Genomic DNA, 13,177 nt, shown 5'->3' on the forward strand with positions numbered 1-13,177 from the left:
CTCGCCGCCCCCGCGCCCCAGCCGTCCGACCCCGTACGCCGCGCGCTGGACCAGGTGCTGGCCGACGGCATCGTCGGCGCCCAGGTGCGGGTGGTGCGGGACGGGCGCGTACGGACCGTGCGCGCCGGCTCCGCCACGCTGAACGGCCACCGCCCCGTACCGGAGAACGGACGGTTCCGGATCGGCAGCGTCACCAAGACGTTCGTCGCCACCGTTCTGCTGCGACTGGCGGCCGAGGGCGCGCTCGACCTCGACGCCCCCGTGGCGCGCTATCTGCCCGGCCTGCTGCCGGCCGACCGGAACGCCATCACCGTACGCATGGTGCTCCACCACTCCAGCGGGCTGGCGAACTACGTCGACGCCCTCCCCACGCAGGGCGAGGCGTTCCTGCGCGACCGCTTCCGGCACCACGACCCCCGGCGGCTGATCGCCCTCGCCGCGGCCCGGCCGCCGCTCTTCCCGCCCGGCGGCGGATGGGAGTACTCCGACACCAACTACCTGGTGGCGGGCGAACTCATCAGGGCCGTCACCGGCCGGAGCTGGGAGACGGCAGTGACCGAGCGCATCATCCGGCCGCTCGGCCTGCACGCCACCCGCGCCCCCGGCGACGACCCCCACGTCCGCGGCCCGCACGCGCGCGGCTATCTCACGGTCGGCGAGGGCGACGCCCGGCGCGCCGTCGACATCACCGAGCTCAACCCCACCATCGCCGGCGCCGCCGGCGCGATGACCTCCAGCGTCGCCGACCTCGACCGCTTCCTCACCGCGCTGGTCTCCGGCGAGCTGCTCCCCGCCGACGCCCTCGCCGAACTCACCCGGGACGAACCGGGCTCCCACGGCTACGGCCTGGGCATCACCCGCTTCGACACCTCCTGCGGGGTGACGGCCTGGGGGCACGGCGGCGAGATCCACGGATATCTCGCCCTGGCCGCCACCACGCGTGGCGGTGACCGCAGACTGGCCTGGTCCCTGACCACCCGCCGGTTCGGCGCCGTGGAGTCCGCGCCCCTGAAGGACTCCGTGCCGAAGCTGATCGACGCGGCCCTCTGCGGCTGAGGCGCCCCCCGCGGCACCCCATCGCAACGGCCCGGTGGGCCCGGCTCCATGAGCCGGGCCCACCGGGCCGTTGATGTCACTTCAGCGCGGCGTCGACCGTGCTGGAGGCACCGGAAGCGGTCGACTGCGCGGCCGAGTCGACGGTGTCCTTGGCGGCGCGTACGTCAGCCGTGGGGCGCCGGGCCCGGCAGCGTGGCCGGGCGGGCGGCCGCGTCGGCCCAGCGGGCCAGCTCCTCCGGCGTACGGGGGCCGCCGGCCGGCCCCACCAGCAGGCCGTGCGCCCGGAGCACCTCGCCCGCCACCACCCCCCAGGGCCGGTGCAGACCCGCCGCCCGCACCAGGTCCCGGTCGGCGAGGATGTCCTCCGCGGGCGCGGTCCACAGCCCCTCCGGCGTCAGCACCGCCGCCTCGTCCGCCCACCGCAGCGCGAGGTCCACGTCGTGCGTGGCCATCACCACGGTGGTGCCCGCGTCATGCAGCCGGCCCAGCGTGTCCAGCAGCCGCTCCTGGCCGTCCGGGTCCAGCCCGGCCGTCGGCTCGTCCAGGATCAGCACCCGCGGGCGCATCGCCACCGCCCCCGCGATCGCGGCCCGCTTGCGCTGGCCGTACGAGAGCAGATGCGTCGGCCGGTCCCGCAGCGCCGTGATGTCCAGCGCCTCCAGCGCCTCCGCCACGCGCGAGCGCACCTCCGGCTCCGGCAGCCCGAGGTTCATCGGGCCGAACGACACGTCCTGCCCCACCGAGGCCGCGAACAGCTGGTCGTCCGGGTCCTGCACCACCAACTGCACGGCGGAGCGCAGCCGGGTCAGCCCCGCCCGGTCGTACGAGACCTCCTCGCCCTCCAGCAGCAGTCGGCCGCTCGCACAGCGCAGGCCCCCGCTCAGCAGCCGGAGCAGGGTGGTCTTGCCACTGCCGTTGCGCCCCAGCAGGGCGACGCGCCGGCCGGTGGGGACCGAGAGGTTCACTCCGTGGAGGACGGCGGGCCCGTCCTCGTAGGCGTATCCCGCCTCGACGAGTTCCACGACGGGCTGCGCGGTCATGGCAGAAGCCTTTCGAGAGCGAAGGTGAGGGCCCCGACGCCGGCCAGCAGCCCGGCGGAGGCGGCCAGGAAGCGGGGGGAGACACGGGCCTCGGGCACCAGCACCCGCAAAGTGCCGTCGTAGCCGCGGCTCGCGAGCCCCGACTGGAGGCGCGCGGCCCGGTCGAAGGCGCGTACGAACGCGATCGCGCCCAGCCCGGCGAGGGAGCGCCAGGTGGCGGCCCGGGTGGTGTGCCCGAGCCGGGCCGCCTGCGCCTGGCGCACCCGCGAGACGGTGTCCAGCAGCAGAAAGCTCATGCGGTAGCTGACCAGGGCGACATCCACCACGGCCGGCGGCACACCGGCGCGCACCAGCCGCGGCAGGACGTCGGACACGGGCGTGGTGAAGGCGAACAGCAGCACCCCGAGCGAGGCCGCCGAGGTGCGCAGCAGCAGCCCGCCGGCGTGCGCGGGCCCGTCCGGGGCGGCCGACAGCAGGCCCTCCGGGCCGCCCACCTGGACCAGCAGGGGGAGGGCGCCGGTGACGCAGAAGCCGAGCGGGACGCGGAACGCCCGCCACAGCCGGCGGGGAGCCACCCCCGCCGGCCCGAGCAGCACGCCCAGGGCCGCGAGGGCCACCAGGGCGGCCCCGGGCCACGGGGGCAGCGAGATCGCCAGAACGGTCAGACCGAGGCCCAGGACGGCCTTTTCCAGGGGGTGGCGGCGGCGCCAGCGACTGCTGTGCGCCGCCGCGTCGATGGGCAGCACGGTGTCGTCGCCGTTCCGCCGCGGATCACGGCCGCGGGGCGGCGGCGCCGCTCCCGGCCGGTCGGCCCGGCTCGGCGCCCGACTCCCGGGCCTCCGGCTCGGCAGCCCTCCCGGAAGCCCCGGAAGCCCCCGCAGTCCCGGAAGCCGGTGCGGGTGAGGCCGCCGAGGCCGCCGCAGCAGTCGGGGCCGCCACCGACCGGGCCACCGCCTGGGCCTCGCCCTGCCGACGGCCCTTGCGCAGCCCGAAGTAGTACGCCAGTACCCCCGCGCCGATGGCGGCCTGCAGGGCGAACAGCGCCGACTCCACCTCACCGGACGGCGGCTCGTACAGCGGCGAGAACCACGGCTCGTAGTCCGGCTTCAGCTCCGTGATGGCGGCCTCCGCCTGCGCGTCCGCACCGGCGAACGGCTCCTCCTTGTGGTCCCCCATGCCGAGGGCCAGCGGAAGCACCGCCAGGGCCGCCACGATCGCCAGCAGCAGGATGTTGATCTTCGCGTTGCGGCTCATCGGACCACGGCCTCCTTCGTGTCACCGGCGTCGCCCGCGTCACCCGCGTCGGTGCCGCCCGCGCTGGTGCCGCCCTTGCTGCTGCCGTCCGCGTCGCCGTTGCCCGCGTCGGTGTCGCCCGCGTCGGCGCTGCCCGAGCCGCCGGCCCGGCCGCGCCGCGCGAAGAGCCCGAGCCGGGTCAGTTCGCCCTTGCTGGACTGGATCAGCAGCCGCACCACCAGCACCGTCAGCAGACCCTCGCTGATCGCCAGCGGGATCTGGGTCACGGCGAAGATGCCGCCGAACTTGGCGAGCGCGCCGAGGAAGCCGCTGCTCGGGTCGGGGAACGCGAGCGCGAGCTGGACGCTGGTGACGCAGTAGGTGACCAGGTCCGCCACGAACGCGCCACCGAACACGCCGACCATCAGCGGCGCGTCGACACGGCGCAACAGCCGGTAGACGGCGTAACCGGCCCAGGGGCCCACGATCGCCATGGAGAAGACGTTCGCGCCCAGGGTGGTGAGCCCGCCGTGCGCCAGCAACAGGGCCTGGAACAGCAGGGTGATGGTGCCCAGCACGGCCATGATGGGCGGCCTGAACAGCATCGCGCCCAGACCCGTACCGGTCGGATGGGAACAGCTGCCCGTCACCGACGGGATCTTCAGGGCGGAGAGGACGAACGTGAAAGCGCCGGAGGCTCCGAGCAGCAGGGTGCTCTCGGGGTGGGCCTTGACCTCACGGGTGAGGGCCCGGACGCCGTGGACTACGAACGGGGCTGACGCGGCGCCCCAGGCGACCGCGTGCAGTGGGGGCAGATACCCCTCGGCTATATGCATGGGTGGGAAGACCTCTCCAGCACCTCGTGGATGGACAACGCGCCCTGGCCGGTCTCCTGGCTGACGGGTCATGCCGCCCGGTTCTCCGCCTTCCCAGCCGTGGCGCGGTTTCCCGTGCCCGACCAGTGGCTCCCCTGGGTGGGGGTGGAGTCGAACTTCCCGATCACAGTGGCGAGGGCCGCACCGGCATCACACCGGTTTCCCGTTCACCAAGGCGGTGTGACATTAGTGGTCAGGGGCAAGGTAGGACAACCCGCGCGCGGGTGTGAGCCCCGGCGCACAACTGCCGCGTACCCTGCTGCGACGCACCCACGCGGGGCTCGTGGGGGGACGGCTCGGGCGTACGCGCGCCCGCCCCCGGCGCGTGGCGCCGGCCCCCGCGCGCCGGGCCCCGCGCGGGCGCGCCGCGCCCCGGCGGGCGGTTCAGGGCTCGCCCACCCGAACCGCCGGCAGCCCCAGCCGGGCCGGCGTGTCGTCGTCGAACGCGTCGAGGAACGCGCCGAGAAAGTCCGTCAGATGCTCCAGGGAGCGGGCGGCGAACAGGACCGGCTGATAGCCGGAGATCTGGTACCGGGTCGCCGCCATCCGGGGAACGTCGAGTTCGTACACCTGGTTCCGCGCCATCTGGGCCAGCTCGCCGTACGAGGACAGCAGCGCCGCGCCGTACGCCTTGACCTCCCCGTTCTCGACCATGACGCCGTACTCGAGCGTGAACCAGTACAGATGGCTGATCAGCTCCAGCGCCTCGGCGGTCCGCACCCGCATGGCCGCCCGGCCGACCGTGCGGTAGAGGTCGGCGAAGCGGGGGTCCGACAGATGGATGCCATGGCCGAAAACGTCGTGGAGGACATCCGGCTCGGGGGTGTAGAGCGGCATCGCGGGATGGCGGACGAACTGTACGGCGTGGAAGTAGCCGCGCTCCATCGATCCGAGGAAGCGCTTGTTCTCCACGACCCCGCCGGCGAGGGTGAAGTCGAAGCCGGTCAGGGCGCGCAGCCGGGCACCGACCTCGCCGTGCTGCGGTACGTGGTCCGCGGGCACGGGCGCGCCCTCCCGCGCCTCCAGCACGGCCCGGCAGGCGTACGCCGGGTGCGCGACGGCCAGCGCGGCGTGGACCGTGCGCCAGGTCGCGTGCTCGGCCTCGGTGTACTCCACGTACGGGGACGGCTCGCCCACGCGGTGGCCGTGCGCCAGCCGCGCCAGCGCGTTCCGCCGCTCCAGATAGCGGATGTCACGCTGGCCGGGATGCTGCGCGGCCGGACCGAGCCGGCCATCGGGCGCCACCGGGGTACGCGTCCACACCCTTCCCATGACAGCACAGGGGCGGGGCTCCCGCAGGGGCAGCGGGTGACGTACGGGGCGCTCGACGCGACCCGGCTCAGGAAGCGGGCCGGCTCAGGAAGCGGGCCGGTCCGAGGGCTTGGCCCAGGGGCTGACGCCCAGCTTGCCCGTGGTGCCGATGTCCACGGGAGCGTCCGGGGTCACCGTCTGCCAGCCCTGCCCGTCGGCGGGCGCGACGCTCAGGTGCTTGCCGTTCACGGGCGCGCCGTAGCCCGTCACCGTGTTCCGCCAGACGATCCCCGCCACCGCCTTCTCGCCGGGCTGCAGGGTCACCTGCTGCGGGGCGGCGTCGAAGGAGGGGAGGACGGAAATGCCGAACGACCCCTTGCCGACCTTGACGTCGAGCGGCTTGCGGGCGTCGTCGAGGACGCGCAGCGGGGGGTAGCCCTTCACGGTGTACGGGGTGGTGCCGCGATTGACCAGCTCCAGGTTCATCACCCGCAGCCCCATGGCGGCATCGGACGACCCCGCCATGATCACGACGCCCGAGGCCGGGGTCGGCGACTCCCCGGGCGTCCCCGGCCCGGACGCCGGCGGCGAGCCCTGCGGGGACCCCGCCGCGGACGGGGCGGGGGAGCCGGCCGGGGCGGCGGACGCCCCCGGGGCACCCGAGGGCGACGAGGCGGGGGCGGCCGCGGGAGGGCTGTCGGTGCACGCGGTCAGCAGCACGGCGGCACCCGCCAGCGCTGCCCAGTACCGGCGGTGGGCCCTGCCTCGTGCCATGATCGGCTCTCTGCTCATGCGGATGATCGTCCCATGACCGGCGAACGTACGCTCGACCGGTCGCCGGTCGCCGGTCGCCAGTCGCCGTTCCCCGGCTCCCGCACGGAAGCCGGTCGACGTCCCGGTACCTCCCCTACGCCTCCCCTACGCCGAAGACCTGCCCTTCAGGTGGCCGGACACCAGGGCGACGACCGTCAGCGCCCCCAGGACGACGGCCAGCCAGACGGCACCGTCCAGTACGGCCATCACCATCAGCGCGAGCATGACCACAAGGGCTGCGACGAAATAGTGCTGCTCGCGTCTGTCCTCCTTGCGCTCGACCTTCCTCTTGGCGTCCAGATATCGAGGGTCGGCAGGGCTTGTATCAGGGGGCAGCTTTCCGGCGCGCAGGATGCGCCGGTGGTCGTGCCACGGCATCTTTCCCTGCTTGATGCGGCGGCTTACGCGCCGTTCCTCCTTCCACTTCTCGCCCGGGGGCAGGGTCCGCAGCCACTCCTGCCTGTCCCGTGTGTAGTACCGGTTGCCGTAGAGCTTGAGGTCGTCCTTTTCCTGGAGACGCCGGAGGTCGGCGGTGCTCATCTGTTCGGGCGGGGGCTCGTAGTATCGCCGTAAGCCATCGGCGATCACTTCGGGGGAGACGGATTGCCCGAAGTCGATCCGGTCGGCGTTGTACTGGGGGCCGTTGACCTGCTGACCCTGCTGGTTGAACGTGGCTCCCTGCCCCCGGTCGCGCCCGGAGCGTCTTCGGTCACGGTCGCGCGGGTCAGCCACCGAGGAACACCCCGACGGCACTGGCGAAGTCGTTCACGATGGCCGCGACCATGCCCCCCATGGCCAGGAGGCCGGCCAAGCGGCCCCGCGCGGCGGCGATGTCCCCGGCCTCCAGCTCTCCCCGCGCCGCGATCAGCTCGGCGGTCACCTGCTCGCGGGTGGCGGTGGGAACCTCCAACTCCCGCACGGCGTCCACCGCCCGGCCGAACTCCCGCGCCACCGTCCGAGCGTCGATGGGGCTGTGGTCCCCGTGCGTGACATTGACGGTGTCGCCCATGTACTGATTGCCGTAAACCGTCTGCCTGTCCTGGTTGAACGTTGCCATGTCTGCATCATGCCGCAACTGCCCATGCGCCGCAGAGTGCTTGGCGGCCGCCCGGCCCTCCTCCGCGGCCGTCACCGCCCGGCCCTCCTCCGCGGCCGTCACCCCGTAACGCCCTGCCAGTGTCGCCACGGCGCGGGCCACCGCCTCTCGGAGGGCGGGCGGGCCCAGCACCTCCGCCTCGGCGCCCAGGCCCAGCAGATCGCCCACCGCCACCGCCTGGCCCTCGACGGCCATCTCCGCCCGCACCCAGCCCTCCTCGTCCGGTGGACCGGCGGTCTCCAGGGCCCGGACGCCCACCGCCCCGAAGCGCCAGGGCAGCAGCCGCTGGGCGATCGGTGAGAGCCGCAGCAGCGCGGTGTCCCGGCGCAGGGCGGCCCCCAATCGGTCCTGCGTGCGCTGCCAGTACGCCGGCAGGTCGAACCCCTCCGGCCGGTCGAACCGCGCCCCCGTCTGCTCGGCGGCCAGAAGCCGCGAGACGCGATAGGTCCGGGCCTCGCCATCGGCGAGGGCCACGCAGTACCAGATGCCGCTCTTGAGCACGACGCCCAGCGGCCGCAGTTCGCGCTCCCGCTCCTCCCCGCCCCAGCGGCGATAGCGCACCCGCAACACCCGCTGCTCCCACACCGCCTCGGCGACCGCCGCCAGATGGGGCACCGGGTCGGCGTCGCGGAACCACCCCGGCGCGTCCAGGTGGAACCGCTCCTGAACGCGCCGGGCCCGCTCCGCCGGCTCCCCCGGGAGGGCGGCGTACACCTTGAGCTGAGCCGTGGTCAGCACCGCGCCGAGGCCCAGGTCCCGGGCCGGGCCCGGTGCTCCGGAGAGGAAGAGGGAACCGGCCTCGGCGTCGGTGAGCCCCGTCAGCCGGGTGCGGTAGCCGTCCATCAGCCGGTAGCCGCCCGCGGGCCCGCGATCGGCGAGGACCGGGACGCCGGAGGCGCCGAGCGCCTCGATGTCGCGGTAGACCGTGCGGACCGACACCTCCAGGGCGTCGGCGAGCTCCGGGGCGGTCGTCCGCCCTCGGTTCTGGAGCAGCAGCAGAAGGGAGAGAAGCCGGTCGGCACGCATGCGGATCATTCTCGCGCCGTACCTGACAGTAGATGTCAGGTACGGCGATCAGGCTGGGGTCGCACCGCGGGCCGAACGCCCGTGGGACGACGCACGACCGAGAGGACCACCATGCCGACGAAGGCCGCCATGCCCACGAGGGCCACCGCGCTCACCGAGACCACTGGGACCTTCACGTTCGCCGACTGGCAGGAGCGGGTCGTGGGCCCCGAGGGCCGGGAGGGCCCCCGGCTCGCCCACGCGACCGTGACCAACGCCTTCTCCGGCGGCATCGAGGCGTCCGGCACGCTCTGCGAGTACACCATCGCCTATCTCACGGACACCACCGGCACGTTCACCGGCATGCAGCACTTCTCCGGGGCCGTGGACGGCCGCACGGGGGCGTTCGTCGTCGAGGAGCGCGGCTCCTTCGCCGCGGACGGCACGGTGCGCTGCGTGTTCGAGGTCGTGCCCGGCTCCGGAACGGGCGAGCTGGCCGGACTGAGCGGCAGGGGCGGCTTCACCGCGGTCCACGGCGAGCCCACCGTCCCGTACACCTTCGCCTACGAGGTGGGTCGGGCCTCGTCCGACCAGGCTCAGGACGCCTGAATGGTTGATCCCAAGGGGTCGGCTCCGTATGGCTCTGTATCCGCGAGCGCGGTACGCGGAGCCGGCACGGGCTGATCATCGCTTCGGGGTCTCGATGGCGTGCAGGGCCCGCTCGGCGATCTGCCGCAGGTATGGGACGAGTTCGGGCGGGCCGAGCAGGGTGTAGGCGACCCGGAGCGCGGTGATGCGGAAGGCCAGGTATTCGGGGAGTCCACGGCCGTGCGCAGGCGGCAGCGGTGCGTGTCGAGGTGTTCCAGGACGCCGAGGGACGCCGGTACGAGCTCGGCGGCGCGTTCGATGGGTGCGTGCACGATCAGTTCGGCACGGCAGGTGCCCGGTCCGGCGGCCAGGGCGTCGGCCACGTAGGCGGCGGCGTCCTGGCCGTCGGGCAGGGTGCGCGCGGGCACGCGGGCGCCGGTGCGGTGGAGCTCGCTGATCCGGTCGACGCGGAAGGTGCGCCAGTCGGCGCGGTCGAGGTCGTACGCCAGCAGGTACCAGCGTCGTCCCGCGGCCACCAGGCGGTGGGGTTCGGCCACGCGCCGGAGGGACTCGCCGCGGCCGGGTGTGTAGCTGAAGCGGATCTTCTCGTGAGCCACGCAGGCGGCGGCGAGCACGGCGAGCAGCTCGGGGTCGGCCCCCGGGCCGCTCTGAGGGACGGCGATGGCCGCCTCGGCGAGCTGGTTCACCCGGCGCCGCAGGCGGGAGGGCAGTACCTGCTCCAGCTTGGCCAGGGCCCGCAGCGAGGTGTCCTCGATGCCGGTGACCGCCGCGGTGGCGGCCGCACGCAGGCCGATCGCGATGGCGACGGCCTCGTCGTCGTCCAGGAGCAGCGGCGGCATGGCCGTGCCGGCGCTGAGCCGGTAGCCGCCGGTGTTGCCGTGCGCGGCGTGCACGGGGTAGCCCAGCTCGCGCAGGCGGTCGATGTCGCGGCGGATGGTGCGGCCGGTGACACCGAGGCGCTCGGCGAGCTCGGCACCGGTCCGTTCGCGCGGGCTCTGCAGCAGCGACAGGAGCTTCAGCAGACGGGCGGCGGGGTCCCTCATGCGCATCACTATGCGGGATGACTAGGACGTTGAGTGACCTATTGGACTTCTACGATCGAGCCATCGGGCAAAAGGCCCGGAACAACCCCCTATGTCTCTGTTTGAGGAAGGCGGACCTGTCAATGGCCACCAAGGAATCCCTCCAGCTCTTCACGCCGATGCTCTACGTGCACGGCAGTCTGGAGGCCATCGCCTTCTACACCGATGTCTTCGGCGTCGAAGAGATCGCCGAGCGCACCATGCTGCTGTCCCAGGTGCCCGGCATGGACAAGACACCGGGCGCGGACAAGACGGTCGTCTACTCCAAGCTCCAGTTCCCCGATGGCAGCGCCCTGAGCGTCGCCGAGCTGACCGCCGACTCCTCCGCCGGGAACGGCCCCGTGATCGGCAGCAACATCCATGTCGGCTTGCAGTACACCGACCCCGCCGAGCAGCGGACGGCCTTCGACAAGCTCGCCGAGGGCGGCACCGTCCTGGAAGCCCTGGAGAGGAAGTTCTGGGGCGTCGCCTACGGCATCGTCCAGGACAAGTACGGCGTCATCTGGGAGTCCAACTGCTACCTGCCCGAGGGCGAGGACGCCGACACGGCCGGATAGCACGGCGTTCCTCTCCGGCGGGGCGCACGGCGTACCGGCGCCACAAGAGGCGGCACCGGCCCGCCCGCAGTCCGCACCGATCCCTTGGAATCGATCGTCCAGGGACAGACCCTCTAGGGGCAGGACTCCTCGAACTTGACCGCCTTCAGGGCGACCGGCTGCCCGGTCAGCTTCGTGCCCGGGGCGGGGGTCTGCGCGCACACCTTCCAGTTCGACTCGATGAGGACATTGCGGTTCCCCGTCGCGTCCTCGACCTGAAGGCTCGCGCCGGAGTCCAGCGACTGGCGGACCGCCTTCACGGACTTGCCCGTGACGTCGGGCATGGTCCCGCCGGCCTCCTTCCGCTCCTGGGAGCCCTGCCCTCCCGCGTCGCGGTCGGGGCAGGTCTCGTCCAGCTTCACCGCCCCCAGGTCGACCTTGGTGGTGATGGGGTGGCTGCCGGGCGCGGGGGTCTGGAAGCAGACCTTCCACTGGCGGTCCAGGATCTGATTGCGCCCCCGCCCGAGCGCGTCGTGGGACGTCAGATGGAGGAAATCGCTGTCCTGAGCGGTGTCCTGGGCCGCCTGGAGGCCCTTGCCCACGAGGTCGGGCAGCCGGCCGGCCTTGCCGCTGCCCTGTCCCGCCTGCCCCTGGCCGTCGGCGGGCGCCGAGCTCGCTCCGGTGCCCTTCCCGGCGGGGGAGGAGGAGCCGGTGTCACCGCACGCGGTGCTCATCAGCAGCAGGGCGGCGGCGAGGGGCGCGGCGGCGATGTATCGGTTTCGCATGAGCCTGATGCTGTCGCCCGAGAAGGCGCGGCGACGCCGGTCCTCGCGCTCTGTGACCGTCCTGTGACCGCGACCGGACGGTCACCGCTCTCGGCCCGCGGCCGTTTCGTGGCGGAACGCCGTCCCGCGCGCCCGTACCGCCCGGAGCCGGGGGGCGATCGCCCGCCGGCCCGCTTGACCGTTCGAGGGTCCGACTACTCGACGACGAGCTCCACCGGCACATTGCCCCGCGTCGCCCGGGAGTACGGGCACACCTCGTGCGCCTTCTTGACCAGCAGGTCCCCGGTCTCGCCCGACAGGGACTCCGGCAGCTCGACGCGGAGCGTCACGGCGAGCGCGAAGCCCGACTCGTCCTTGCCGATCCCGACCTCGGCGGTCACCGACACCTCGCTGGTGTCGACCTTCGCCTGGCGGCCGACGAGCCCCAGGGCGCTGGCGAAGCACGCGGCGTAACCGGCCGCGAAGAGCTGCTCGGGGTTGGTGCCCTGGCCGTTGCCGCCGAGCGCCGGCGGCGCCGCCAGGGGGAGGTCCAGCCGGCCGTCGGAGCTGACGGCACGGCCCTCGCGGCCGTTGGCGGTGGCGACAGCGGTGTACAGCGCGTCCATGGAAGTCCATCCCTTCGGGGGTCGGCGGCCGGTCTCCCCGGCCGCCCCATCAGTAGAGCGCACAATCAAGTTGTGCGCAACTCAATTGTGGACGAGTGGGTCGGGTATCCTGGGCTCATGACCACGCTGTCCCGGGTGCCCGACGAGGAGCTGCTCCGCCTCGACCACCAGATCTGCTTCTCGCTGAACACCGCTTCACGCGCCTTCGGCGGCGTCTATCGGGTCGCGCTGAAGGACCTGGGCCTGACCTATCCGCAGTACCTGGTGATGCTGGTGCTCTGGGAACACGGCGGCCTGCCGGTCAAGCGGATCGGCGAGCACCTCCGGCTCGACTCCGGCACGCTCTCGCCGCTGCTCAAGCGGCTGGAGGCGATGGGGCTGGTGCGGCGCGAGCGCAGCGCCGCCGACGAGCGGTCCGTCATCGTCCGGCCCACCGAGGCCGGCGCCGAACTGCGGGAGCGCGCCCTGGCCGTGCCGCGCCGGGTGGCCGCGGCGACCGGCCTCTCGGTGGCCGAGATCACCGCGCTCAAGTCCCTGCTGAACCGCGTCACCGATGCCCTCGACCAGGCGCCCCGCGGCGGCGGGGCGTGTGACGAAGCCTGAGGGGCGGAGCTCGACGGGGGGGGGCGCGGCGCGCCGGTCGTCGGCCGCGGTCAGCCCGCGAGGGCTGCGTCGATCCGCTCGTCGAGAATGGCCAGGGCCGCCTCGGAGGTGAGGTGGCCGATCAGGACGTGGGTGGTGAGCCCGTCGGCGAGGGCGAGCAGCGCGTGTGCCGTACGGTCCGTGCCGCTCGCCGGCGCGTCCGGCGTACGACTCTCTCTGCCGGTCCGGTCCTCGCCGCACCGTCCTCGGCCGCTCTCCGCTCGTTCGCTCTCCGCGCGGCTCTGCGCCAGCAGCCGCGCCAGCAGCCCGTGCAGTTCGGCGTAGTTGGCGCGCAGTACTGTCGCGAGCTCGGGGTCGACCGCGGCCTGGGCGACGAACGTGAGCCATACGCGTGCCTCGGCCCGGTGGCGCCGGTCCACCAGGGCGACCTCGTGGAGCACGCGGGTCAGTGGCGTGGCCGGCGCCCCGGTCGGCGCCCCGGCCGTGTCCGCGCCCACCGCCCCTGACGCACGCGCCGCGGGCACCGCACCCGCCGCGGGCCCCGCGCCCCCCGTGCCCGGCGCGCCCACCGCGCCCACCGCGGCGCCG

Annotated in this window: 15 protein-coding genes, 2 pseudogenes and 1 riboswitch; of the genes and pseudogenes, 5 read left to right on the plus strand and 12 right to left on the minus strand. The window is 73.6% G+C overall.

Annotation, left to right across the window (positions count from 1 at the left end):
* On the plus strand, positions 1-1,056 hold a 1,056-nt coding region (locus tag ACSNOD_RS19645), incomplete at its 5' end, for a serine hydrolase domain-containing protein (RefSeq protein WP_436768289.1).
* Positions 1,057-1,220: 164 nt separating this feature from the next.
* Here the strand turns inward: ACSNOD_RS19645 and ACSNOD_RS19650 are convergent.
* The 6 genes from ACSNOD_RS19650 to ACSNOD_RS19675 all read right to left on the minus strand — a co-directional run bounded on the left by ACSNOD_RS19650 (position 1,221) and on the right by ACSNOD_RS19675 (position 5,980).
* Complete coding sequence (locus ACSNOD_RS19650) at positions 1,221-2,096, minus strand: energy-coupling factor ABC transporter ATP-binding protein (RefSeq protein WP_436768290.1); 876 nt, start codon at positions 2,094-2,096, stop codon at positions 1,221-1,223.
* Positions 2,093-2,842 carry a cobalt ECF transporter T component CbiQ gene (gene cbiQ, locus ACSNOD_RS19655; RefSeq protein ID WP_436768291.1) on the minus strand — a complete coding sequence of 250 codons (750 nt, stop codon included), beginning with the start codon at positions 2,840-2,842 and terminating at the stop codon, positions 2,093-2,095. Before cbiQ ends, ACSNOD_RS19650 begins: the two co-directional genes overlap by 4 nt.
* A 25-nt stretch (positions 2,843-2,867) precedes the next feature.
* A complete protein-coding gene (locus tag ACSNOD_RS19660) occupies positions 2,868-3,350 on the minus strand; it encodes an energy-coupling factor ABC transporter substrate-binding protein (RefSeq protein WP_436768292.1) in 483 nt (160 codons plus the stop codon).
* The gene (locus ACSNOD_RS19665) at positions 3,347-4,165 is read right to left on the minus strand and encodes an energy-coupling factor ABC transporter permease (RefSeq protein WP_436768293.1); all 819 of its coding nucleotides are present in this window, start codon (positions 4,163-4,165) and stop codon (positions 3,347-3,349) included. The genes ACSNOD_RS19660 and ACSNOD_RS19665 overlap by 4 nt, the downstream gene beginning before the upstream one ends.
* A 29-nt stretch (positions 4,166-4,194) precedes the next feature.
* Positions 4,195-4,394: riboswitch (cobalamin riboswitch) on the minus strand.
* Between the two features lie 194 nt (positions 4,395-4,588).
* A complete protein-coding gene (locus ACSNOD_RS19670; protein ID WP_436768294.1) occupies positions 4,589-5,476 on the minus strand; it encodes a phenylalanine 4-monooxygenase in 888 nt (295 codons plus the stop codon).
* Positions 5,477-5,560: 84 nt separating this feature from the next.
* Positions 5,561-5,980, minus strand: a complete 420-nt coding sequence (locus ACSNOD_RS19675) for a DUF4232 domain-containing protein (RefSeq protein ID WP_436768295.1) — start codon at positions 5,978-5,980, stop codon at positions 5,561-5,563.
* Here ACSNOD_RS19675 and ACSNOD_RS19680 point away from each other — a divergent pair.
* Positions 5,979-6,266, plus strand: coding sequence for a hypothetical protein (locus ACSNOD_RS19680; RefSeq protein ID WP_436768296.1), 288 nt, complete (start codon positions 5,979-5,981; stop codon positions 6,264-6,266). The two genes, ACSNOD_RS19675 and ACSNOD_RS19680, sit on opposite strands and share 2 nt — an antisense overlap.
* A 107-nt stretch (positions 6,267-6,373) precedes the next feature.
* Here the strand turns inward: ACSNOD_RS19680 and ACSNOD_RS19685 are convergent, their stop codons facing one another.
* Together ACSNOD_RS19685 and ACSNOD_RS19690 are read right to left on the minus strand one after the other, a co-directional pair.
* Positions 6,374-6,808 carry a hypothetical protein gene (locus tag ACSNOD_RS19685; RefSeq protein ID WP_436768297.1) on the minus strand — a complete coding sequence of 145 codons (435 nt, stop codon included), beginning with the start codon at positions 6,806-6,808 and terminating at the stop codon, positions 6,374-6,376.
* A 619-nt stretch (positions 6,809-7,427) separates the two neighbouring features.
* Positions 7,428-8,390: pseudogene (locus tag ACSNOD_RS19690) on the minus strand (helix-turn-helix transcriptional regulator); the annotation flags it as partial.
* A 111-nt stretch (positions 8,391-8,501) separates the two neighbouring features.
* On the opposite strand from ACSNOD_RS19690, the gene ACSNOD_RS19695 reads away from it, so the two are divergent.
* Positions 8,502-8,978: a DUF3224 domain-containing protein gene (locus ACSNOD_RS19695; RefSeq protein WP_436768298.1), complete on the plus strand. Its 477-nt coding sequence runs from the start codon at positions 8,502-8,504 to the stop codon at positions 8,976-8,978.
* A gap of 75 nt (positions 8,979-9,053) precedes the next feature.
* On the opposite strand, the pseudogene ACSNOD_RS19700 reads toward ACSNOD_RS19695, so the two are convergent.
* Positions 9,054-10,021: pseudogene (locus ACSNOD_RS19700) on the minus strand (helix-turn-helix transcriptional regulator).
* Positions 10,022-10,143: 122 nt separating this feature from the next.
* On the opposite strand from ACSNOD_RS19700, the gene ACSNOD_RS19705 reads away from it, so the two are divergent.
* On the plus strand, positions 10,144-10,617 hold the full coding sequence (locus tag ACSNOD_RS19705) for a VOC family protein (protein ID WP_436768299.1): 474 nt from the start codon (positions 10,144-10,146) through the stop codon (positions 10,615-10,617).
* Positions 10,618-10,730: 113 nt separating this feature from the next.
* On the opposite strand, the gene ACSNOD_RS19710 is transcribed toward ACSNOD_RS19705, so the two are convergent.
* Together ACSNOD_RS19710 and ACSNOD_RS19715 are read right to left on the minus strand one after the other, a co-directional pair.
* On the minus strand, positions 10,731-11,381 hold the full coding sequence (locus ACSNOD_RS19710; RefSeq protein ID WP_436768300.1) for a PASTA domain-containing protein: 651 nt from the start codon (positions 11,379-11,381) through the stop codon (positions 10,731-10,733).
* 194 nt (positions 11,382-11,575) lie between these two features.
* The gene (locus tag ACSNOD_RS19715) at positions 11,576-11,986 is read right to left on the minus strand and encodes an organic hydroperoxide resistance protein (protein ID WP_436768301.1); all 411 of its coding nucleotides are present in this window, start codon (positions 11,984-11,986) and stop codon (positions 11,576-11,578) included.
* A 117-nt stretch (positions 11,987-12,103) separates the two neighbouring features.
* On the opposite strand from ACSNOD_RS19715, the gene ACSNOD_RS19720 reads away from it, so the two are divergent.
* Entirely contained in the window at positions 12,104-12,589 is a 486-nt protein-coding gene (locus ACSNOD_RS19720; RefSeq protein WP_436768302.1) for a MarR family winged helix-turn-helix transcriptional regulator, read from the plus strand.
* Positions 12,590-12,639: 50 nt separating this feature from the next.
* On the opposite strand, the gene ACSNOD_RS19725 is transcribed toward ACSNOD_RS19720, so the two are convergent.
* A partial coding sequence (locus ACSNOD_RS19725; protein ID WP_436768303.1) for a TetR family transcriptional regulator C-terminal domain-containing protein occupies positions 12,640-13,177 on the minus strand: 538 nt, incomplete at its 5' end.

This window comes from Streptomyces sp. URMC 123 (assembly GCF_051386515.1).
Lineage (GTDB): Bacteria > Actinomycetota > Actinomycetes > Streptomycetales > Streptomycetaceae > Streptomyces.

Bases quoted from the DNA above. Each gene is read 5' to 3' on its own strand.
- ACSNOD_RS19705 (WP_436768299.1), top strand. From the start codon at position 10,144: ATGGCCACCAAGGAATCCCTCCAGCTCTTCACGCCGATGCTCTACGTG.
- ACSNOD_RS19665 (WP_436768293.1), bottom strand. From the start codon at position 4,165: ATGCATATAGCCGAGGGGTATCTGCCCCCACTGCACGCGGTCGCCTGG.
- ACSNOD_RS19695 (WP_436768298.1), top strand. From the start codon at position 8,502: ATGCCGACGAAGGCCGCCATGCCCACGAGGGCCACCGCGCTCACCGAG.
- ACSNOD_RS19660 (WP_436768292.1), bottom strand. From the start codon at position 3,350: ATGAGCCGCAACGCGAAGATCAACATCCTGCTGCTGGCGATCGTGGCG.
- ACSNOD_RS19670 (WP_436768294.1), bottom strand. From the start codon at position 5,476: ATGGGAAGGGTGTGGACGCGTACCCCGGTGGCGCCCGATGGCCGGCTC.
- ACSNOD_RS19720 (WP_436768302.1), top strand. From the start codon at position 12,104: ATGACCACGCTGTCCCGGGTGCCCGACGAGGAGCTGCTCCGCCTCGAC.
- ACSNOD_RS19650 (WP_436768290.1), bottom strand. From the start codon at position 2,096: ATGACCGCGCAGCCCGTCGTGGAACTCGTCGAGGCGGGATACGCCTAC.
- ACSNOD_RS19685 (WP_436768297.1), bottom strand. From the start codon at position 6,808: ATGAGCACCGCCGACCTCCGGCGTCTCCAGGAAAAGGACGACCTCAAG.
- ACSNOD_RS19710 (WP_436768300.1), bottom strand. From the start codon at position 11,381: ATGCGAAACCGATACATCGCCGCCGCGCCCCTCGCCGCCGCCCTGCTG.
- ACSNOD_RS19675 (WP_436768295.1), bottom strand. From the start codon at position 5,980: ATGGCGGGGTCGTCCGATGCCGCCATGGGGCTGCGGGTGATGAACCTG.
- ACSNOD_RS19715 (WP_436768301.1), bottom strand. From the start codon at position 11,986: ATGGACGCGCTGTACACCGCTGTCGCCACCGCCAACGGCCGCGAGGGC.
- ACSNOD_RS19680 (WP_436768296.1), top strand. From the start codon at position 5,979: ATGATCACGACGCCCGAGGCCGGGGTCGGCGACTCCCCGGGCGTCCCC.